The 20,339-nt window shown below is 36.1% G+C and carries 20 protein-coding genes and 1 riboswitch; of the genes, 7 read left to right on the plus strand and 13 right to left on the minus strand.

The genetic code is table 11. From position 1 onward, the window contains the following. Positions 1–6: 6 nt before the first annotated feature. Entirely contained in the window at positions 7–1,386 is a 1,380-nt protein-coding gene (gene fumC / locus QFZ87_RS21520; RefSeq protein ID WP_309866063.1) for a class II fumarate hydratase, read from the minus strand. A 448-nt stretch (positions 1,387–1,834) separates the two neighbouring features. Here fumC and QFZ87_RS21525 point away from each other — a divergent pair, with 448 nt between their 5' ends. Beyond that, on the plus strand, positions 1,835–2,455 hold the full coding sequence (locus QFZ87_RS21525; protein ID WP_309866065.1) for an NAD(P)-dependent oxidoreductase: 621 nt from the start codon (positions 1,835–1,837) through the stop codon (positions 2,453–2,455). 39 nt (positions 2,456–2,494) lie between these two features. Here QFZ87_RS21525 and QFZ87_RS21530 read toward each other — a convergent pair whose 3' ends face one another. From QFZ87_RS21530 to thiT, 8 genes are all read right to left on the minus strand, one after another. Further along, positions 2,495–4,510 carry an ABC transporter ATP-binding protein gene (locus QFZ87_RS21530; RefSeq protein ID WP_309866068.1) on the minus strand — a complete coding sequence of 672 codons (2,016 nt, stop codon included), beginning with the start codon at positions 4,508–4,510 and terminating at the stop codon, positions 2,495–2,497. Next, entirely contained in the window at positions 4,507–6,264 is a 1,758-nt protein-coding gene (locus tag QFZ87_RS21535; RefSeq protein WP_309866071.1) for an ABC transporter ATP-binding protein, read from the minus strand. The genes QFZ87_RS21530 and QFZ87_RS21535 overlap by 4 nt, the downstream gene beginning before the upstream one ends. 405 nt (positions 6,265–6,669) lie before the next feature. Continuing rightward, positions 6,670–8,691 carry a transglycosylase domain-containing protein gene (locus QFZ87_RS21540; protein WP_309866073.1) on the minus strand — a complete coding sequence of 674 codons (2,022 nt, stop codon included), beginning with the start codon at positions 8,689–8,691 and terminating at the stop codon, positions 6,670–6,672. 122 nt (positions 8,692–8,813) lie between these two features. Continuing rightward, positions 8,814–9,266, minus strand: coding sequence for a helix-turn-helix transcriptional regulator (locus QFZ87_RS21545; protein WP_309866076.1), 453 nt, complete (start codon positions 9,264–9,266; stop codon positions 8,814–8,816). A gap of 115 nt (positions 9,267–9,381) precedes the next feature. After that, a complete protein-coding gene (locus tag QFZ87_RS21550; protein ID WP_308080658.1) occupies positions 9,382–9,540 on the minus strand; it encodes a FeoB-associated Cys-rich membrane protein in 159 nt (52 codons plus the stop codon). A gap of 21 nt (positions 9,541–9,561) precedes the next feature. Beyond that, the gene (feoB, locus tag QFZ87_RS21555; protein WP_309866078.1) at positions 9,562–11,565 is read right to left on the minus strand and encodes a ferrous iron transport protein B; all 2,004 of its coding nucleotides are present in this window, start codon (positions 11,563–11,565) and stop codon (positions 9,562–9,564) included. Further along, the gene (locus QFZ87_RS21560; protein ID WP_309866081.1) at positions 11,565–11,789 is read right to left on the minus strand and encodes a FeoA family protein; all 225 of its coding nucleotides are present in this window, start codon (positions 11,787–11,789) and stop codon (positions 11,565–11,567) included. Before QFZ87_RS21560 ends, feoB begins: the two co-directional genes overlap by 1 nt. Before the next feature lie 161 nt (positions 11,790–11,950). Further along, the gene (gene thiT / locus QFZ87_RS21565; protein WP_309866083.1) at positions 11,951–12,529 is read right to left on the minus strand and encodes an energy-coupled thiamine transporter ThiT; all 579 of its coding nucleotides are present in this window, start codon (positions 12,527–12,529) and stop codon (positions 11,951–11,953) included. Positions 12,530–12,622: 93 nt separating this feature from the next. Then, a riboswitch (TPP riboswitch) is annotated at positions 12,623–12,730 on the minus strand. 199 nt (positions 12,731–12,929) lie between these two features. Here thiT and QFZ87_RS21570 point away from each other — a divergent pair. Both QFZ87_RS21570 and QFZ87_RS21575 read left to right on the plus strand, forming a co-directional pair. After that, positions 12,930–14,054, plus strand: a complete 1,125-nt coding sequence (locus QFZ87_RS21570) for a histidine kinase N-terminal domain-containing protein (RefSeq protein WP_309866086.1) — start codon at positions 12,930–12,932, stop codon at positions 14,052–14,054. 132 nt (positions 14,055–14,186) lie between these two features. Beyond that, positions 14,187–14,741, plus strand: a complete 555-nt coding sequence (locus QFZ87_RS21575; RefSeq protein ID WP_309866088.1) for a GNAT family N-acetyltransferase — start codon at positions 14,187–14,189, stop codon at positions 14,739–14,741. On the opposite strand, the gene QFZ87_RS21580 is transcribed toward QFZ87_RS21575, so the two are convergent. Next, entirely contained in the window at positions 14,738–15,235 is a 498-nt protein-coding gene (locus QFZ87_RS21580) for a hypothetical protein (RefSeq protein WP_309866090.1), read from the minus strand. The genes QFZ87_RS21575 and QFZ87_RS21580 overlap by 4 nt on opposite strands. Further along, positions 15,232–15,762: a hypothetical protein gene (locus tag QFZ87_RS21585; RefSeq protein ID WP_309866093.1), complete on the minus strand. Its 531-nt coding sequence runs from the start codon at positions 15,760–15,762 to the stop codon at positions 15,232–15,234. The genes QFZ87_RS21580 and QFZ87_RS21585 overlap by 4 nt, the downstream gene beginning before the upstream one ends. Positions 15,763–15,877: 115 nt before the next feature. Between QFZ87_RS21585 and QFZ87_RS21590 the strand changes: the two genes are divergently transcribed. From QFZ87_RS21590 to QFZ87_RS21605, 4 genes are all read left to right on the plus strand, one after another. Next, on the plus strand, positions 15,878–17,188 hold the full coding sequence (locus QFZ87_RS21590; RefSeq protein WP_309866094.1) for a hemolysin family protein: 1,311 nt from the start codon (positions 15,878–15,880) through the stop codon (positions 17,186–17,188). Between the two features lie 152 nt (positions 17,189–17,340). Next, a complete protein-coding gene (locus QFZ87_RS21595) occupies positions 17,341–17,775 on the plus strand; it encodes a MerR family transcriptional regulator (RefSeq protein ID WP_308080667.1) in 435 nt (144 codons plus the stop codon). Between the two features lie 61 nt (positions 17,776–17,836). Beyond that, positions 17,837–19,189, plus strand: coding sequence for a hemolysin family protein (locus QFZ87_RS21600; protein WP_309866097.1), 1,353 nt, complete (start codon positions 17,837–17,839; stop codon positions 19,187–19,189). Between the two features lie 112 nt (positions 19,190–19,301). Next, positions 19,302–19,484 (plus strand): hypothetical protein, encoded by a 183-nt coding sequence (locus QFZ87_RS21605; RefSeq protein ID WP_308080669.1) that lies wholly within the window; start codon positions 19,302–19,304, stop codon positions 19,482–19,484. Positions 19,485–19,557: 73 nt separating this feature from the next. Here the strand turns inward: QFZ87_RS21605 and QFZ87_RS21610 are convergent, their stop codons facing one another. Next, on the minus strand, positions 19,558–19,854 hold the full coding sequence (locus QFZ87_RS21610; RefSeq protein WP_309866099.1) for a hypothetical protein: 297 nt from the start codon (positions 19,852–19,854) through the stop codon (positions 19,558–19,560). A 142-nt stretch (positions 19,855–19,996) separates the two neighbouring features. Further along, a complete protein-coding gene (locus tag QFZ87_RS21615; protein WP_309866100.1) occupies positions 19,997–20,257 on the minus strand; it encodes a CGCGG family putative rSAM-modified RiPP protein in 261 nt (86 codons plus the stop codon). Positions 20,258–20,339: the final 82 nt, after the last annotated feature.

Raw genomic sequence — 20,339 nt, forward strand, 5'->3', positions numbered from 1 at the left:
ATGATTTTATACCATATTTTCAGGCTTAATCCATTCTTCAAACTGTTCTGATGTAACATACCCCGTTTTAATTGCAGCATCTCTTAATGAGCTATTTTCATTAAAGGCAAGCTTGGCAATTTCTGCCGCCTTTTCATAGCCGATATACGGATTTAAAGCTGTAACTAGCATGAGTGATCGTTCCACATGTTCCTTGATGACCGCCTCGTTTGCTTCTAGCCCAACCACACAATTTTTGTTAAAGGATCGGAGCCCATCAGTCAGTAGCCTGACTGATTGAATTAAGTTATAGATAATAACTGGCTTAAACACATTTAATTCAAAATTCCCTTGGCTTGCTGCAAAGCCAATTGTTGCATCATTTCCAAACACTTGGCATGCAATCATCGTTAAGGCCTCACTCTGAGTTGGATTTACTTTTCCCGGCATAATCGAACTCCCTGGCTCATTGGCTGGAATGCTGATTTCCCCAATACCACTTCGCGGCCCACTTGCCAGCCATCGTACATCATTGGCAATTTTCATTAAATCGGCAGCTAAAGCTTTTAGGGCTCCATGGACAAAGACAATTTCATCATGACTAGTTAATGCATGGAATTTATTTTCTGATGAACGGAATGAGTAACCCGTTATTTGTTTCAGCTGCTCAGCCACCATCTGACCAAATTGAGGGTCCGCATTAATTCCTGTACCTACTGCCGTACCTCCTACTGCTAAGTCAAGTAAATATTGATTCGCTTCCTTAACCATCTTTTCGTTTTTTTCGAGCATGAATCTCCAGCCACTAATCTCTTGCCCTAATGTTAATGGGGTTGCGTCTTGTAAATGGGTTCTTCCAATCTTAACGATCTTTGCAAAAGCTTGTTCTTTCTCTATTAACGTATTTTTTAGTTCTATTATTGTCGGTAAAAGTTTCTCAATAATCATCATATACGCTGCAATATGCATGGCTGCTGGGAATGTGTCATTAGAACTTTGTGACTTATTAACATCATCATTTGGATGTATTTTCTCAAGGATTCCTTGCTCTTCTAACCACTTGTTTCCAAGATGAGCTATTACCTCATTAACGTTCATGTTGGATTGAGTGCCACTACCTGTTTGCCAGACAACCAATGGAAAATGTTCATCATATGTGCCTTTAAGGATTTCATCACATACATAATTAATTGCTTTCTGTTTTTCTTCACTGAGCTTTCCTAGCCTATAATTGACCATTGCAGCTGTCTTTTTTATAAAAGTGAGCCCATAGATTAGTTCTAGGGGCATTTTCTCGTTACCTATTTTGAAGTTCTCTCGGCTCCTTTGTGTTTGTGCCCCCCAAAATTTATCAATAGGGACTCGAACCACACCAAGCGTATCCCTTTCTAAGCGAAATTCATCCATCACCTTCACCCCACTATATTTACTCTTTCATATATATACCCAATTTTACCCAGTTTATTAATAGAAAAGCGCAAGCGACTTGATCAGCCCCGACAGGCAAATGTTCTTCTGCAAGAAAAGTCGCTCTTTGACTTTTATTGCAGAAGGTTATTTGACCCGAGGGGCTAGGCGCTGGAGCTGGACAATTTTCGAAGTCGAATTTAAACCTTTCCTGTAATATAAAAAAACTGCGGACATTTTGTCCACAGCCTATGCCTTATAAATCGTATATCCGATATAATAAGAAAGAATTAAAAAACTACCGATTAGCAGTACAATCGAATACTCACCCATCTCCATCCCACCTTTAATTATAAATATAACTACCTAAACATTTTTAAAATATCACAGCGGAATGGATTAACAAGTGATAGAAGTTACACTTTAGTGACCGAGGAGTGAAGTTTTTGTGAACATTTGCCTTTTAGGTGCAACAGGCAGAGTTGGTTCAGTGATTCTTGAGAATGCACTGGCCAACCAGTTGTCTGTTCAAGTGCTTGTTAGAGACCAAGGAAAACTCAATATTAAGTCTGAAAACCTTTTTGTTAGGGAAGGAAATGTCTTAAATGAGGAGGATCTTGCACTTTCGATTGAGGGAAGTAATGTGATTATAAGTGCTTTGAATACAGAGAAAAGTACCACCCTCTCTGAATCAATGCCACTGATCATTAAACATATGAAAAAGTATGGAATCAAACGAATAATAACCGTGGGGACGGCAGGTATTCTCCAAGCTCGCTCGACACCAAGTCTCTATCGTTTTCAATCTTCCGAGTCCAAACGAAAGAGCACGCGTGATGCAGAAGAACATCTAAAAGCCTACTTATTATTAAAGAATTCAGGGCTTGATTGGACCATTGTCTGTCCAACCTACTTACCTATTGGGGAAAGAGTGGGTCATTACAGATACGAAAAGGACTGTCTCCCAGAAGATCCGTCTTCTATTTCTATTTATGATACCGGGGATTTCACCTTTCAACAGCTGTTTTCCAGAGAATTTATAGGAGCTAGAGTGGGATTAACTTATTAATAAAAGTGGAGTAACCAATTTGGTTACTCCCTTTCTATGTTATCCAGCTAATTCTGAACTTCCCTGCTGTAGTTGATACATCTGATAATATTTACCTTTACTTTCCATAAGCTCTTTATGATTACCTTTCTCCACAATAACCCCTCTGTCTAACACCAAAATTTGGTCTGCATTCCGAATAGTTGATAATCGGTGAGCAATGATAAAAGTGGTTCTTCCCTTTTTAAGGACATCCATTGCTTCTTGAATGAGTGCTTCTGTTTCAGTATCAATACTTGAAGTCGCCTCATCAAGGATAAGGATGGCGGGATTAAATGCTAAAGCTCTGGCAAAGGATATTAACTGCCGCTGTCCACTTGAGAGAGTACTTCCCTTTTCAATCACTGGTTCATCAAAACCATCTTCCAAGTTTCTAAACACTTTATCCGCCCCAACATCTCTAAGCGCTTTTTCCACCGTTCCCCTTGAGATGGAAGGATCGTTTAGGCTTACGTTTGAAGCAATGGTTCCGGTAAACAAATAAGGGTCCTGTAAGACAATCCCCATATGATTCCTAATCGTTTGACGAGGAATAGTTTTAATATCCTTCCCGTCAATGGTTATCTGCCCTTTCTGGACATCATAAAAGCGGAAAAGTAAGTTCATAATGGAGCTTTTTCCGGAACCAGTATGACCTACTAAAGCAATCGTTTCACCTTGTGTCGCCTCAAAGTCAATGTTCTTTAATACATAATCCCCTTCTTTATAACCAAAAGAAACATGATCGAACTTTACATTTCCTTTAAAGCGGTCCGTTCTCTCCTTGCTAACATCTTCCCCAGGTTCATCCATTAATTTAAACACCCGTTCCCCTGCAACTAATGCCTGTTCTAAGTTAGCTAATTGATTGACAATCCCTTGAACCGGCTGAAACAAACGATTAATGTAATCAACAAAAGCATATAGCACCCCTAAGGAAATAACGTTAGCTGGGAGCAATGCTTGTGCACCAAAATACCAGATGAAGGCAACAAATACTAAATTCCTTAAAATCCCGACTAAATTATGTGAGGTTAAGCTATTCAAGCTTAATAATTTATTTTGATAGTGAAAATGCTCATGGTTAAGCTTTTCAAAATCTTCTTTTGTATCCCTTTCTCTGCTAAATGCTTGAATAATACTCATTCCCTGGATAGATTCATTAATCATCGCATTTATATCACTGTTTCGTGATCGTATAACACGGTTATATTTCGATGCATACTTTCTGTAAAGAATTGTCCAAGCATATAAGATAGGTAATAACAATAAACAAATCGCAGCAAGCTTAGCATTCAGGATGAACAAGGCTGCATAAATCCCGGTAATATAAATGGCACTTGTAAAAAATGTAGCTAAAACTGTGACGTAAAGCTCTCTTATTGCTTCTGTATCATTTGTGATCCGTGCTACCACTTTACCAGCGGGAAGGGTATCAAAGTATTGAATAGGTAATCGTTGAATCTGTCCAAAAACATCCTCACGCATCTTTTGAATAATACGGTTAGCCGACTTTTTCAAGAAAAAGCGTTCCCCATATTGAAAAATAGCTGACAGTACTAAAAGACCAAAATAGAGAGCTAATAGTTGAAAGATACTCGGAATTTCCGGCTGATAAAATGCTAATAATTCAGAGCCAGTCAGGATTTTCACCTGATATACAGCATTATTTTTTCCTTTTTGAATCGTAAGCTTTTCTCCCTTTAAGCTTCTTTTTCCATCGAATTCAAGCTTTTGGTCTACGAAGACAAATGTTGAATTTACCTGCAAAATACGAATGGGTTTCCCTTTTTCTTGATTGCTAGTGTAATATTTTTCTCTTATATAATATTTCCCATTAAATTTGACAGCCTTTTTGCCCGCATTTGTTTCATACCAGGTGGACTCAATTCCTAAAATATGCTGATCAATGATATTTTTTGCAATAAACGGTCCAGCCAAATCTGTTACAACCGAGATGGTCAGCATGAACAATGCAGCAACAATAATTTTCTTATAACCCAAAGCATAATTAACTAAACGACGTCCTGTTGTCATGCTGTCACCTCACTCTCTACTCTATTTTCAATCTGCTGGCGTAAAAATTGTTCCTTATACCACCCGTCTTTTTCTAAAAGCTGTTCATGTGTTCCTTCTTCGATAATTCGGCCTTCGTCCAAGACTAAAATATGATCGGCATGCTGTACTGCTGACATTCGATGAGTAGTAATAATGGTCGTTTTTTCTTGTCTAACTTTACGAATATTCTCAATGATTCTTTTTTCCGTTTTTGCATCTACCGCAGACAAGGAATCATCAAGAATAAGAATTTCTGGATTTCTAATTAATGCCCTCGCAATTGATATCCTTTGTTTTTGCCCACCAGATAAAGCCACTCCTTTTTCACCAACAAGAGTATTGAGACCTTCAGGAAGCATGTCTAAGTCTTTACGAAAGGCAGCTAAATCTATAGCTGTTTCTAAATCTTTCTCACTCGCCTCGCGTCTTCCAAAAAGGATATTTTCTCTCACACTTTTTGAAAAAAGCACATGATCCTGAGGCACATAGCCTATCCAATGCCGAATCTGGTTAAGTGTTTGTTGCTCTAACGAAATATCGGATATGGACAACTCCCCTGATCCTAATGGGTATTGCCTTAATAATTGTTTAATAAAAGTGGTCTTTCCGCTACCCGTTTTCCCAACGATCCCTAATGTTTGCCCTTGGAACAGCTGAACATTTACATTGATAAGATTATTCTCCTTAGAAGATGGATAACGGAAGGTAACCTCTTTATAGTCAATTCGACTAGGTTCTGATACTTCAACCGCTTTAACTGGATTTTCCACATCCTCTTTGTAACTGAGAGTCTCATTAACACGATCTAGCGAGGCATTTCCACGCTGCATGACATTTATTAACTCTCCTATTGCAAACATTGGCCAAATTAGCATTCCTAAGTAAACATTAAAAGAAACAAGATTTCCTAATGTAATCGCTTGGTGGAAAACTAGATAGGCTCCATATCCAAGTCCAATTAAATAACTAATTCCTACAAGCACTTTGATAGTTGGATCAAACAATGAATCAATCTTTGCTACTCTGATATTTTTTTCATACACATCTTCCGTTAATTGATGGAATCGCTCACAATCAGCCTTTTCTTGAACATAGGCCCGAATAACCCTTACTCCAGCGATTGATTCTAAGACACTGTCATTGAGCTCACCAAAAGAATCTTGGGCTTCCATAAAGCGAGTATGCAGTCTTTTTCCATACATTTTCATTAGTAGTGCCATTATGGGGAGTGGAATAATGGCAGCTAAAGTTAGCTTCCAACTAATCATAACTCCCATCGTGATAAGTAGAGTCAACATCCAGACACTTGAGTCAACAAGGGTTAATATTCCAAATCCAGCTGTAATCGAAATAGCCTTTAGGTCATTAGTGGCACGTGCCATTAAATCACCTGTACGGTTTTGTTCGTAAAAGGCTGGTGTCATCTTTAACAAATGGTTCATAAAACGGGACCTTAGCTTTCTCTCAACTAAAAAGGCTCCCCCAAACAATTGATACATCCATATATAGGTTATTGCATAGGAGCTTACCATGATGATTAAAAGAATACTAAGATAGTGTACAATTTTTTCTTTATTCATTACACCGATATGAATATCATCGATTGCCATACCAATTATTTTTGGCGGTATTACGTCTAGAATACCTACTAAAATCAATAGCGTCACAGCTACCACATATCGTTTCCAATTCTCTTTGAAGAACCAGCTTAATTTTTTTAATACCGAAAACATTTCCGATTTCCTCCTTTTGTTAAACTATCCGCCCTCTGTCTCCTTTTTTGTGTGTGCTAGTCTCACTTCTGAAATGATTAACATCGTTCATTCCTCCTATAGATTAAAATTTATAAAAAAAAGCATACTGCAAATGGTGCAGTATGCCTCCTTTTAAAATGGGACAAAAAAACACAAGTTGCGCAGCGAAGTAAACGCAACCTGTGTTTGGTTTAATCACGTCAAACAGAAAATATTTAACAGAAAACGATTGATGGTAAGGTTACATTCACATATTCAGTTGTTGAATTTAAATTGTTCTTTTTCATGTTGTAACCCTCCATTTCCTTTTTTTTCTTCTTTGTTAGATTATCATCGACAGTTTTTAAAGTCAATTCCCATTTTTCTGAATCATTAAATTCCTGATTAATGCCCCTTACCTTTTCCTTTATTTTTTGGTTTTTTTTCTTTATGTTTATTCCATTTATCTTCCCATTTTTGTAATTCGTTATTAAACTTCTCTTTGATTCCCCGTTTGCTCTCTTCTTCTTTCTTTTTCTTCTCAATCAAAGTAGAAATATGGGTCACTTTAAAGCTTTGATTAGGTTGGTTTCTAAGAGCGTCCGTCATCACTTCACGGAATAACACCGCTGAACCTGTACCGCTTGTTGGAGTTATATAATGACTGGCATCTGTTTTGTCATAGCCAACCCAAAACGCTCCAACTAGTTGAGGGGTATAGCCAACGAACCATTGATCTTTCAAACCATTGATCCCTTTAATTGGCACCTGCGTGGAACCTGTTTTCCCTGCTGTTTCCCTACCAGGTATTTGCGCTGCTTTTCCAGTTCCTTGTTCCACTACACCTAAGAGCATGGTTGTCATATTATCCGTAACTGATTTTGTTGTCACTTTCACTTTCTTTTCTTTCCACTCTGCGACAACCTGACCATCTGCATCAACAATTTTTTTAATTACATGTGCTTCTATACGGACGCCATTATTAGGAAACACTGAAAAGGCTTCTGCCATATTAAGTGGGGAAACCCCCTTATGTAACCCGCCAAGAGCAAGTGATAGATTACGGTCCGCTTTATCCAAGGAAATACCAAACTTTTTGATTGAATCCAACCCTTTTTGTATCCCCAGTTGATTTAGGAGCCATACGGCAGAGACATTTTTCGACTCTTTCACTGCCTCATACATCGGTACTTCGCCCTCATATTGATGGTCATAATTACTCGGCTGGTAGCTTCCGAACTTCATTGGCTCATCCTTTAACATATCAGTAATTTTCCAGCCTTCTTCAAGTGCAGGCGTATACACTGCTAACGGCTTAAAAGAAGATCCTGGTTGTGCTTCTAACTGTGTAGCACGGTTATATCCTCTGAAAGTGTGCTCGCCCCTACCACCAACAAGTGCTCTGACTCCTCCAGTTTTAGGGTCAACGATGACACCACCACTTTGAACAAGACGATCGTTTCCTTTAGGGAACAAGCTATCATTTTCATATGTTTTCTCCATCGATGCTTGCACTTTTGGATCAAGCTCCGTATAAATTCGGTATCCCCCTGTTAATAAATCATCCTGTGATAAACCATATTGTTTAATCGCTTCTTCTAAGACTTGATCAACATAATAAGGGAATTTTCCACGAAACGGATCTCCTCCCTTATCATTTAGAACTACTTCCTCATGTAAAGCTTGTTCATATTGCTTACTCGAAATATATCCTTGTTTTTTCATTTGTAATAAGACGATATTACGACGTTCAGTTGCTTGTTTCATATGGTCATATGGATTTAGAGCGGATGGAGCTTTGATTAGTCCGGCAAGTATGGCTGATTCACTTATAGTGAGTTCTTTAACATCTTTGGCAAAATATTTACTGGCCGCTTGCTTTATTCCATATGCACCGTTTCCAAAATAAATTTGATTTAAATACATTTGCAAAATTTCTTGTTTGGAATATTTTCTTTCGACTGCAAGGGCTAAAAATACTTCCTGTATTTTTCTGTTCAATGTTTTTTCAGATGTAAGCAATGTATTCTTTGTTAATTGCTGGGTAATCGTGCTACCCCCTTCGACCATTCCTCCTGCTTTAAGGTCCCGGAAGAGAGCCCTCGAGGTACCTATCAGATCGACACCATTATGTTGATAGTATCGATGATCCTCGATAGCAACAACAGCATTTTTCATTGATTTGGGAATTTCCTTAATAGGAACTCCTTCATTCTTATTAGCTGAAACCTTACTTGCCACTTTCCCACTCACATCATAAAACACCGTGGGTTGTGGCAGTTCATTTTTCAATTTAGATATATCGGCACTATTTGCAAAATAAGAAATAATTCCAAAAAATCCTAGGATGATGATTAACACAAATAAAACAATGAATTGAAGCAAATGCCACTTTTTCCAGTTCTTAAAAATATCTTTGAATATCATTTGATGACTTCCTTCTCTGTAAATTATGACAGGTATAATTTTCGTTGATTAGAAGTTTTTTATGACGGTTTCAAAAAAATAAAAAAGATGAGTAATTCCCATCTTTTCAATAAATATTATTCTTAGTTTTTAGCAACTTCTTTAAACCGTTGTTTTGTAAGCTTTTCATCGAAGCTACTAAAAATCCTATAGTTTTGCTCATCTAGTATTCGAAAATGTTTACTAAGTATATTTTGTTGAAGAATAAATCCATTCTTCTTATTTACTACTTTCCACCAAATTCGGCCTCCAAGCGTTTTCGTTTTACGGAAATCTATTCCTTCACGTGCGACAGTTTCCAATACTTCTAAAGGCTCATTCCCAAATAAGAATTGAACTGTTTCCGTTTCACGAAAAAGAGCACAAATAGAAACAGCAGTGGACCAGTTGGCAAGAACTCTTCCCTTCTCAATTTGTACAAGTGTTTTTTTTGAGACACCAATAATTTCTGCCATTTTATCCTGAGTATATCCTGCTTCCGTCCGAATAAGACGAAGCTTTTCAGAAACCTGCATAATAATTTCATCCCTGGTCACATATAAGCCCTTCCTTCACTAGCATCTAGTGTAATTTTACACAACTTCCGTCTCTCATTCAAATATTATGAAAAAAACTGCTATCCATTCAACTGATAGCAGTTTTACATATAGGTTATTTATTTATGTTTGGCGGAAGTCCGCACTGACTTGAACAGGAATTTTTAAGTTCACATGCAGCGCATTTCCCTTTTTTAGATTTATTTATGAACTTTACTAAAGCCCATGTTGCATATCCAAAAATCGCTGCCCCAATAATAATATTTGCAATCATAGCTTTCACCTCTTTTTAGAATTAACCAATTCCCAACAACATACCACCTTGGTAAATGATTAATGACAATACATAGGCAATCACAAAGGCATAAATCATAGAAAAAGCTGTCCATTTTTTTGAATTAGTTTCTTTATAAATCGTTGCTACAGTTGCTAAGCATGGAATATATAACAAAATGAATACCATGAAACTATAAGCAGCAAGCGGTGTGTAATAATTAGCCAGCAATGCTTGTAAACCAGCATCATTCGGAACAAAATAAATAATATTCATCGTTGAGATAATCGCTTCTTTTGCTAGAAATCCAGTAATTAACGATGCCGAAGCCTGCCATGTTCCAAAGCCAATTGGATCAAAGATTGGAGCAATTATGTTTCCAATTGCTGCTAAGAAACTATGATCCATATCTACATTTAGTCCTTTGGGGCCCGCATAGGATAACAACCAAATAAAAACAGAACCTGCAAAAATAAATGTTCCAGCCTTTCTTACAAACCCTTTTCCTTTATCCCATGTGCTTCTCCAAAGAGATTGAAACTGTGGCAACCTATATGGCGGCAGTTCAATAACAAACAAGGAAGTTTCAGATTTTAGTAAGGTAGTAGAGAATACTTTGGCCAATACTAAAGCAACAACAATCCCTAGAACATAAAGACTTAACACAACAAATGCTTTATGAGCGGCGAAAAATGCTCCGACAAATAAGGCATATACAGGTAATCGTGCGGAACATGACATTAACGGGGTGAGCAGGATCGTTAACAAACGCTCACGTGGGGTTTCAATTGTTCGTGCTGCCATGATTCCAGGTACATTACAACCAAAACCTATCATCATCGGTATAAATGCTTTTCCGTTAAGTCCAACCGATTCCATAATTCGATCCATTACTAGTGCAACACGAGCCATGTATCCCGAATCCTCTAATAATGAAATGAAGAAGAAAAGAATAAAAATTTGTGGAACAAACACGAGCACGCCGCCCACACCTGCTACTAAGCCTTCAATAATCAATGCATGGATAAATGCCGATGCATGGATGGCTCCCAAAACTTTCTCAAATCCCACCGTCACAGGTCCAGTTAATAAAGAATCTAAAGCATCCGATAATGGGGTTCCCAACCAATCAAACGTTAACATAAACATAAAATACATTAACAGTAAAAAGATCGGCATACCAAGGTATCGATTTGTAACGATAGAATCTATCTTTTCAGACAACGGTATAACGGTATCACTTTTTCTAGACACTTCAGCAATGATTTTTTCAATAACTTCTTTTCTTTTTAAATAAATAAAATTTGTTAATGATTTAAAGTCGGTCTGTTTTTGTAACTCCGATTCTAATTTTCCCATAATAGCTTTAAGCTTTTGTGGGTTGGTTAGACCATTAACATAGTTTTTTACATATTCATTGCCTTCAAAGTATTGGATCGCTAAAAAACGTAGAGAGTGATTTGTTTTTCCAGTTAATTCCCCTGAAAATGCAGTAATTGCTTCCTCGAGCTCTTTACCATAATAAGTGAGATTTTTTTTAGTTGGTTGGATGGATTTCGCTCCGATCACATCTACAAGTTTATCGCACCCTTTCCCACTTCTTGCCACAACAGGCACTACTGAAACACCGAGAATCTCCGAAAGTTTCATATAATCAATTTGAATGCCTCGCTTATTAGCAACATCTATCATATTTAATCCGATAAGTGCAGGCTTTTCAAACTCAAGCAATTGGAGTGTTAAATGAAGATTCCTCTCTAATTGTGAGGCATCTAAAATATTCAATAAACGGTCCACTGATTCATTTAAAAAGAAGGATGTGACAACACCTTCATCTTTTGATAATGGATTAAGAGTGTATACTCCAGGTAAATCTATTAAATGTCCAAGGTTTTTCTTAAATACTCCAACCTTTTTTTCAACTGTTACACCGCTCCAGTTCCCCACATATTCATAGGAACCTGTTAAGTTATTAAACAATGATGTCTTTCCCGTATTTGGGTTTCCTATAAGAGCAATTTCCATTAGATTCTTTCCACCTCAATCTGAAGGGCTTCCTTGCGGCGGATTCCAACGCATTGTCCGCAGGACTCTATCATAATTGGACCACCAAACGGCATGACGCATTTTACACATACTTCTGATCCTTCTGTGATTCCTAAATCAAGCAATCGTCTTTGAACTAGGTGACCAACATGAGAAAGATCTAATATTTTCCCTTTATCTCCCGCTTTTAATGAACCAAACATGTATATCACCCTATCTAGGTTAATTGAGAATGATTATCTTTCTATATTGCCATTTTAACACTTTTTTTAGGTAATAAGCATATTAAATTTGACAAAGTTTCGAAAAAATTTCATTAAAAAAAGGAAAAGCGTCTCGCCTTTCCTTTTTTTACTAATCTGTTTTATTTAAACAATCTTTTTGGTAATGCACTGATAACTAGAATAATGATAATGGCACTGATAATGAAGCTTGGAAGCATATAGGTTCCATTATATAGCAGGGAGTACACAGCTACTGGCTGCCCTTTTGGAGCATATTCTCCAAAAAACACAATCCCAGATACGACATGGCAAAGGTAACGAAGAACACTTCCTAAGAAGGCTCCAAGTACTACGTAGGTCATCCATTTTCCTTTGTTCTGATTATTAAGTGCATTCTTTATTTGTGCTGCAAAAATACCGGCAAAGCCCACAACAGTAAAGGCAATAAAGTAATCAATAATTCCTTGTATTAAGGTATAAATTTGTGAATATCCAAGAATAAATTGTAATAGTCCTAATAAGAATCCTGTAAGGACGCCACCTTTAACCCCCCAGCGATAAGCCATAAGAAACACCGGGACCATGGCAATCGAAATAGATCCCCCTTGTGGCCAAATTTTAAACGAAAGGATATTCCCAACATAATCTAATAAATAAGCAAGTGCGGTAAACACCGCTACTTCTGTAATAAAAAGCGTGTTACTCCTGTTCTTGTTCATTTCTCTTTCCCCCTTTGATTTGTAAAGCCAGCCAATAAAACAGTCCACAAAAAAAGCAATGCATGACAACTAGGAGTGTCTGCATTGCTTTACTTATCCGGCAAACCACATCCCTACGCTAGTGTTAACTAACAGGTTCATAGGGTCAGAACTCTACCGTTCACTCTCAGCCGCAGAAAAGCAGCTCCCCCTGTGGAAATATTCTATTGTTACCATACAAAATATACTACTGTCTACTTCTTTTTACAAGATATATTTACACATTGAATAAAGAAATAAATCTCCAAATGTTATAGAAATTATTGGGAAATATTTTTTTATTCATTTCTTAGAGGATTTTGGCTTTTACCCTCGAATTACATGGTAATCAGTTTTGTTAATACCATAGGGGGACACAGATATGTTTACGGGAGAACAAACGGATTTAGTTGCATTTTTTCAAAAAAATAAAGAAAAACTAGTACAAGAGTGGGAAGATTCAATTGTCATTAATCACGGGGACCCCTTCAAGTTGAAAATTAGGGAAAATGGGGAAGCCCTACTTAATGTAATTCTTTCTATGCATAAGGTATCTAAAGAGGAACTTATAGAAATCGTTAAAAAGATTGCCATAGAAGTTTCAGAAGAAAGGGTACTGGCTAATATCAATATTGGTGATTTTGTCTATAATGTCAATCTTGGTCGGACCATTCTATACAGTTATCTGAGTAAAACAGGAATTTCCTGGTCAGATTTGCAAGAATCCATAAATAAGATTAATTTTTGTTTTGATAAATTTTTATACTATGCGGTGTCCCATTATTCAGAAGCTAAAAACAAGATTATCGAAGAAAAGACGATGTTCATTGATTCTACTCATCAGGACCGATTGACCCTTCTCGGTCAAATGACATCAAGCTTTATTCATGAATTTAGGAATCCGCTCACTTCTGTTCAAGGATTTATCCAATTACTGAAGGCGGATTATCCAAACATGCGATATTTAGATATCATTTCAGGTGAGTTAGACCAACTTAATTTTCGAATATCTCAGTTTCTTTTGCTTTCAAAAAAGGAACTTATAGGGAAAGAAAAAATTGATTTCAAATTGAATCAACTTATCGATGAAGTGTTAAATTTCCTCTATCCAAGTATCTTGGATGGAAAAGTGAAAATTAAACGAGATTTGAGCAAAGATTTCACTTTGAATGGATATGCTGATGAAATTAGGCAAGTCTTTATTAATATTATATTTAATGCCATTGATGTACTAAACCATCACGAAGTGGACTTACCTACAATTGAAATAAGCACCTGGGTGGAAAATGAAGAGTTGATAAAAATCAGTATATCTAATAATGGACCTGCCATTCCGGCGGAATTAAGAAAAACCATTTTTGAACCCTTTTTTACAACTAAAAAGTTAGGTACTGGTCTTGGATTATTTGTTTGTAAAGAAATTATTGAGAAACATAAGGGAGAATTAACATGCGAATCCTCTCATGATAAAACAACTTTTTCTATCTGCTTACCTGCACTATCTTAAAAAGAAACGACCCTACAACTTTCAAATCCCACTTTTATAAAGCAGGGATTTTTTTATTTCTCCCTTATATACATCTTCCGCAAGAAAACTTTTTTGCATAAGATGTAGTAAAAATTTTGGGAGACTAGGCGCATGTTTACATTAAAAGTTGATAATGAAATTGAACTTCAGTTGTTTCAACATCACCACGCTCTAAAACTTTATCAGCTAGTCGAAAGAAATCGAGACCATTTACGAGAATGGCTTCCTTGGGTGGACTCCATGAATTCCCCTTATCAATTTGAATCCATTATTCCAATCTGGCTTAACCAATTTGCTGAAAACCAAGGATTCAACGTTGGAATTCTTTTTAAAGGAGAACTCGTCGGCTCCATTGGTTTACACCAAATAGATTGGCATAACAGAACAGTTAGTGTTGGCTACTATCTTTCCAAATCCGCAGAGGGGCATGGCGTCATGACACGATCTGTTCAAGCCATACTAAATTATGCTTTCTTCGATTTGGGTTTAAATCGGGTGGAAATACGCTGCGGAGTAAAGAACCAAAAAAGCCGTGCCATTCCTGAAAGGCTTGGGTTTGTAAAGGAAGGCACAATAAGAGACGGTGAACAATTATATGGTAAATATCATGACCTCATTTGCTATGGCATGCTTGCACGCGACTGGAATGGGTTGATCACTAGTTAAGTCATTTTTTTCATCGATTGAGAGACTTTAAAAAAAAGACATATTAACATAATTTGGACAATCGGATAAAACGGAAATGAATAAAAGATCATATACCCTTTTCTATAATGGTACACACCAAGTTCATGGGCGAACCATTCAAGTGTAACCCCAAAAAATGACCAGCAAAGAATGTAGAAAAAGCAATACTTGAAGGGTATCTTAAATCTGTCCCAAAAATAAATAAAGAAATATGACGAAGGGCCAAACATGGTATAGGACATAAAATCAATCAACTGAAAGGAAGAATTATCATTTACATCGTAAAAATTGAAAGGTTCGATACTAATGGTATGATCGAAAAAGAAACCAACAAAAATGCCAAATAACACTAAGAAGAGGCTTATATTAAATGAAAACCGCTTTTTCATAAAAAAAATGGCCCCGAATCCAACAATATTCATAATGATTACAAACCATTCATTTTGATTGAATGAATGATCATATATGGTCATATTTCCTCCTCACTTTCTTTATGCTCCAGAAATTTAAGAACATTAACCAAGATGACAAAAAAACTTAAGTAAAGAAGTACAGATAATATCAAATGCCAATGTATATAAACTAAAAGCTTTGCCCTAACGGCTGTAAATTCAATTACAAAGAATGAAATTAACATCCCTAAAACGAGGAGTGTTTTCACCTTGTTTTTTTTTATTTGTTTATAAGCATTAAGGAATATTAAAAAAAGTAAAGGAAATACGCCATCACGATAGAGAATGAATGCAAAGAATCCTTCCTTTTGATGAGTGTATTCAATTAAATGCTTATTTAACGAAAGGATAGTCATTGAATTGATCAGCAGCATCGAAGAAAGAAAGAAAAGATTTAACTGATTCACTAAGGATATTTTTTTCGTTTGAAAAGTAAATATAGAAGCTAATACTAAGGTCATTAGTGACGAAAAGAAGATAATCATTTTGCCCCCATTTGGCACTAGAAAATTTCCATTATTATTCCACATCGTAAAAAATTTAAGCATTATAATACGATAAAAAGTATATTGCCTCTCTTCAAGTAGAAATACGGAGTTAGGGTATAATGAAAGAAAAGTAATCGTAAGTGAGGTGGCAACCCTTACTATTGTAAGGTGAGATATGATTGGGATAAATGTAGGGATTATTGTTATCCTAGTTGCTTTTACTGCATTTTTTGTGGCTTCTGAATTTGCAATGGTAAAGGTACGAACAACAAGAATTGATCAATTAATCGCTGAAGGCAATACAAAAGCAGAGAAAGCGAAGAAAATACTCTCCAATTTGGATGGATATTTATCCGCTACCCAAGTAGGAATTACTATTACCTCCTTAATACTAGGCTGGCTAGGGGAGCCAACCATAAGAGTATTACTAAGTCCCCTATTTGAATGGATTCAAATACCCTTTTCAATAAAACAGATTCTCTCGTTTATTGTTGCTTTTGGTGTTATTACTTATTTTAATGTTGTGGTTGGAGAACTCGCTCCTAAAACATTTGCTATTCAGAAATCGGAACAAATCATCTTGCTGTTTGCTCCAGCACTTATTTTGTTTTATAGACTAATGTATCCTTTTATCTGGGCCCTCAATAGATCAGCACGATTTGTTACCGGTCTTTTCGGGATTGACCCAATCTCTGATCAAGATATGGTTCTTTCCGAAGAGGAACTAAGGATGATACTTTCCCAAAGCTATGAGAGTGGAGAAATTAATCAATCTGAATATCGCTATATGAACCGAATTTTTGAGTTTGATAATCGGATTGCGAAAGAAATTATGGTACCAAGGACAGAAGTGGTCACCCTCTCTAAAGATGCTTGTATGGAAGAAATTATTAATATTGTAAAGGAAGAAAAATATACAAGATATCCATTAATTGATGGGGATAAGGACAATATTTTAGGAGTTGTAAATATTAAAGAAGTACTAACGGATTGTATCCAGCAAAAATGCAATGGTAAGGAACCCCTCCTTCCATACTTGAAACCAGTCATTCACGTCATAGAAACGATTCCCATTCAAGAACTATTAGTAAAACTGCAAAAGAACAGAAGCCATATGGCAGTATTATCAGATGAGTATGGTGGCACAGCCGGTATTGTAACCGTTGAGGACATACTTGAAGAAATTGTGGGAGAAATACGGGATGAATTTGATTTGGACGAGCTCCCTCTTATTCAGAAAAAGGGAGAAAACCACTACGTGCTGGATGGAAAAGTACTAATAAGTGTGGTAAATGATCTTTTAGGTACCAATCTCGAAGAAGAAGAGGTTGACACGATTGGAGGCTGGTTCTTAACACAAAAATTTGATGTACATGAAGGAGAAAGCATTGAAATGGAAGGATTTGTTTTTCAAATTAAAGAAATTGAAGGTCACCACATAGTATATATTGAAGTTAAAAAAGCACCAACGTCTTCTGTTAAGTAGGAGGCGTTTTTTTGTTCATTTTTTTATTATAAACCTACATTATATTATTCATATTTACATTGCTTTCCCATAAAATGTTGATAACAACTACTAATTAACCTGAACGTTTGACTGTATAGTTTAAATTATTTATAATTATTGTAATTTTAATTATGTTGAGGTGGTATGATGGGGCTGTCTATCGAATTGGCGAAATAGCCGAAATAGCGCATGTGTCAAAGAGAACGATCGACTATTACACGTCTATTGGCTTACTAAAAGCAGAACGCTCTAAGTCAAATTACCGCATCTATTCGGATGATTCATTAGAGGATTTAAAATTTATAGAAGAATGCAAGAGTCTGCATTACCCTTTAGACGAGATTAGAAGAAAGCTAGAAATGAGAAAGGCAAAGAATATTCGTGAATCAGAAGTGGATAGACATGTTAGTGCAGTGACACAGCAAATGAAGCAGCTTCATAGCGATTTATTTGATCTCATACCAGTTTTAGAAAACTTGGATGAACATCAGAAGGAAAAATTAATGAACAACTTAAGCCTGCTCAGAAATGCACTAAAGACGTCACTGATGAAAGTAACGAGTTAATTTTTTTATTATATTGGGAGGTGACTCCTTACTCGTCTTACAACGGGTTAAGGGAACTTATTTGGACATATTTAACTTGGTTATTATAGCCATTTTAATTGCTTTAACTGCTTTTTTTGTAACTTCAGAATTTGCAATTGTAAAAATAAGAAGTTCAAGGATAGACCAGTTAATTGAGGAAGGAAATTCGAAGGCAGTTTCTGCAAAAAAAGTGATTTCGAACCTGGATGAATATCTTTCTGCCTGTCAGTTAGGAATTACAATAACAGCCTTAGGTTTAGGTTGGATTGGGGAATCAACTATTGAGCATATGCTAAGTCCTCTTTTCCATAAAATCAACATTCCTGAGAGTGCAACGCAAGTATTATCGGTAGGAATTGCGTTTGCAGCCATTACCTTTTTGCATGTAGTGGTTGGTGAGCTCGCACCTAAGACTTTGGCCATTCAAAAGGCTGAATTAATTACCTTAATTGTGTCACGGCCACTCATCCTCTTCTATAAAATCATGTACCCTTTTATTTGGGTACTGAATGGGTCTGCTCGGGTTGTTTCCAGTCTATTTGGACTGAAGCCCGTATCAGAGAACGAAATTGCTCATACAGAGGAAGAACTTCGAATCATCCTTTCTGAAAGCTATAAAAGTGGTGAAATTAACCAATCAGAGTTTAAGTATGTAAATAAAATTTTTGAGTTTGATAATCGAATTGCTAAAGAAATAATGGTCCCACGGACAGAAATGGTTTCTTTATCAAAAGATGACTCGTTAGAAACATTTCTACAGGTGTTACGAGAAGAAAAGTTTACAAGGTATCCGATTATTGATGGAGATAAAGACCATATTATCGGATTAGTGAATATTAAAGAAGTGATGACTGATTTAATAGGCAATGAAAGTCTTTCTTCTCAAACATTAGAAAACTATACTCGACCAATTATTAGAGTGATAGAGACGATTCCTATTCATGACCTACTTGTAAAAATGCAAAAGGATCGAGTCCATATGGCTATTTTAATGGATGAATATGGCGGTACTTCTGGCCTAGTAACCGTAGAAGATATACTTGAAGAAATTGTAGGGGAAATTCGTGACGAATTTGATATGGATGAAATTCCAGAAATCCGTAAAATAAAAGAAAACCATTATATCATTGACTCTAAGGTTTTAGTTACCGAGGTTAATGATTTATTGGGAATTGAAATTGATGATGAAGATATAGATACTATTGGCGGGTGGATCCTAACTGAAAATTATGAAGTAAAAGAAGGAGACACCATTATTCACGACGCCTTTACCTTTAAAATCCTGGATATGGAGGAACATCATATCCGCTATATTGAAGTCACAAAAATCTCTAATGATGGTGAAGCTGTTATTAAGCAAATGGCCGTACCGAACTCAGAAGTACTTTCATAAAATAGACCAATCAGATTGGTCTATTTTTTTTGCCTAAATGACCAATTTATAGGACATATATCCAATCATTTAGCCCGCTTTTACGTATTTTATTGTAAAGGAGGGATGAAGAATGAACCATGTTTCAGTTTTATTTTTAGCTTGTATTCTGGCTGGGTTTGCCCTAATGAAAGTGGCAACAGTTGGATTCTTATCAAGCTTGTCATCATTTATTATTATTGTTGGTGCACTAGTAGTTATCGTTTTTGCTCTTGCAATTATTTACCTTGGCCTTAAATCGCTCACAAAAATGTAAGCGATTTAAATTAACTTAAATAAAAAGATCAGATGAAACCCATCTGATCTTTTTTCGTATCAATATTCAAAAATTATCTGTCTTTTAATATGATGAGATCCTCTTCCGCTTTAGCTATTTTAACTAAATGTGAATCAAGCCGGCGATTAATGTGCTGAATTTCTTTGCTCTGTGTGTCTTCAATACGCTGTAAAGAATCTTTAATATCAGATAAGTCAATTTGATTGACCTCTACTCTATGTTCAATGCTATCCATCTTTTCTAGTCTGGAAAGCCTCTTTTCAATGTTCTCTAAAGTTGTATTAAATGTATGAATTAAACTTTTAATATCCGTGATATTTTCCGTTAATTTTTCAAGTTCCTTTTCCATTTCAAACACTCCTTCTACTTTACTTTTCTTTTTCTTTAATTTTATCATCGTTTTCACTATCAACATGTTACAAAAACAGCAACAATGAAAAAGTGAGCAATAATAAGTCTAAATTAAGTCTAAGGAGCATCTATATTATGTCTTATTTCAATTTCCAAACCCTCAGTACATACCCTCCACACCCACACTGGTCAATAAATTTTATTCTCACATGTTCTGCATACAGCTCTTGGATTAAGGGTTGTAAATAGTCCACCGGATTTCCAAACACAGCAGATGTTACTAGATTAACAAAACAACCAGCTTTAGTTTCTTCTATTGCTAATAATGCATCACTTATAATCAGGTCTATATCGTGCTCATATTCATCATGCTCTAAATCCTTCGTCCAATCTTTATTCATATAATCCTCCGAGTAGGTGAATTTTATTTCTAATTTAATTAAACCCCTTTTTTTAGTGAAAGTTATTGATTTTTTTCACACA

The organism is Bacillus sp. SLBN-46 (assembly GCF_031453555.1).
Classification (GTDB): Bacteria; Bacillota; Bacilli; order Bacillales; family Cytobacillaceae; genus Neobacillus.

Excerpts from the sequence above, each read along its gene's own strand:
- fumC (WP_309866063.1), bottom strand. The coding sequence starts at position 1,386 with ATGGATGAATTTCGCTTAGAAAGGGATACGCTTGGTGTGGTTCGAGTC.
- QFZ87_RS21530 (WP_309866068.1), bottom strand. The coding sequence starts at position 4,510 with ATGACAACAGGACGTCGTTTAGTTAATTATGCTTTGGGTTATAAGAAA.
- QFZ87_RS21535 (WP_309866071.1), bottom strand. The coding sequence starts at position 6,264 with ATGTTTTCGGTATTAAAAAAATTAAGCTGGTTCTTCAAAGAGAATTGG.
- QFZ87_RS21540 (WP_309866073.1), bottom strand. The coding sequence starts at position 8,691 with ATGATATTCAAAGATATTTTTAAGAACTGGAAAAAGTGGCATTTGCTT.
- QFZ87_RS21550 (WP_308080658.1), bottom strand. The coding sequence starts at position 9,540 with ATGATTGCAAATATTATTATTGGGGCAGCGATTTTTGGATATGCAACA.
- feoB (WP_309866078.1), bottom strand. The coding sequence starts at position 11,565 with ATGGAAATTGCTCTTATAGGAAACCCAAATACGGGAAAGACATCATTG.
- QFZ87_RS21560 (WP_309866081.1), bottom strand. The coding sequence starts at position 11,789 with ATGTTTGGTTCATTAAAAGCGGGAGATAAAGGGAAAATATTAGATCTT.
- thiT (WP_309866083.1), bottom strand. The coding sequence starts at position 12,529 with ATGAACAAGAACAGGAGTAACACGCTTTTTATTACAGAAGTAGCGGTG.
- QFZ87_RS21570 (WP_309866086.1), top strand. The coding sequence starts at position 12,930 with ATGTTTACGGGAGAACAAACGGATTTAGTTGCATTTTTTCAAAAAAAT.
- QFZ87_RS21575 (WP_309866088.1), top strand. The coding sequence starts at position 14,187 with ATGTTTACATTAAAAGTTGATAATGAAATTGAACTTCAGTTGTTTCAA.
- QFZ87_RS21580 (WP_309866090.1), bottom strand. The coding sequence starts at position 15,235 with ATGACCATATATGATCATTCATTCAATCAAAATGAATGGTTTGTAATC.
- QFZ87_RS21585 (WP_309866093.1), bottom strand. The coding sequence starts at position 15,762 with ATGCTTAAATTTTTTACGATGTGGAATAATAATGGAAATTTTCTAGTG.
- QFZ87_RS21590 (WP_309866094.1), top strand. The coding sequence starts at position 15,878 with ATGATTGGGATAAATGTAGGGATTATTGTTATCCTAGTTGCTTTTACT.
- QFZ87_RS21595 (WP_308080667.1), top strand. The coding sequence starts at position 17,341 with ATGTTGAGGTGGTATGATGGGGCTGTCTATCGAATTGGCGAAATAGCC.
- QFZ87_RS21605 (WP_308080669.1), top strand. The coding sequence starts at position 19,302 with ATGAACCATGTTTCAGTTTTATTTTTAGCTTGTATTCTGGCTGGGTTT.
- QFZ87_RS21610 (WP_309866099.1), bottom strand. The coding sequence starts at position 19,854 with ATGGAAAAGGAACTTGAAAAATTAACGGAAAATATCACGGATATTAAA.
- QFZ87_RS21615 (WP_309866100.1), bottom strand. The coding sequence starts at position 20,257 with ATGAATAAAGATTGGACGAAGGATTTAGAGCATGATGAATATGAGCAC.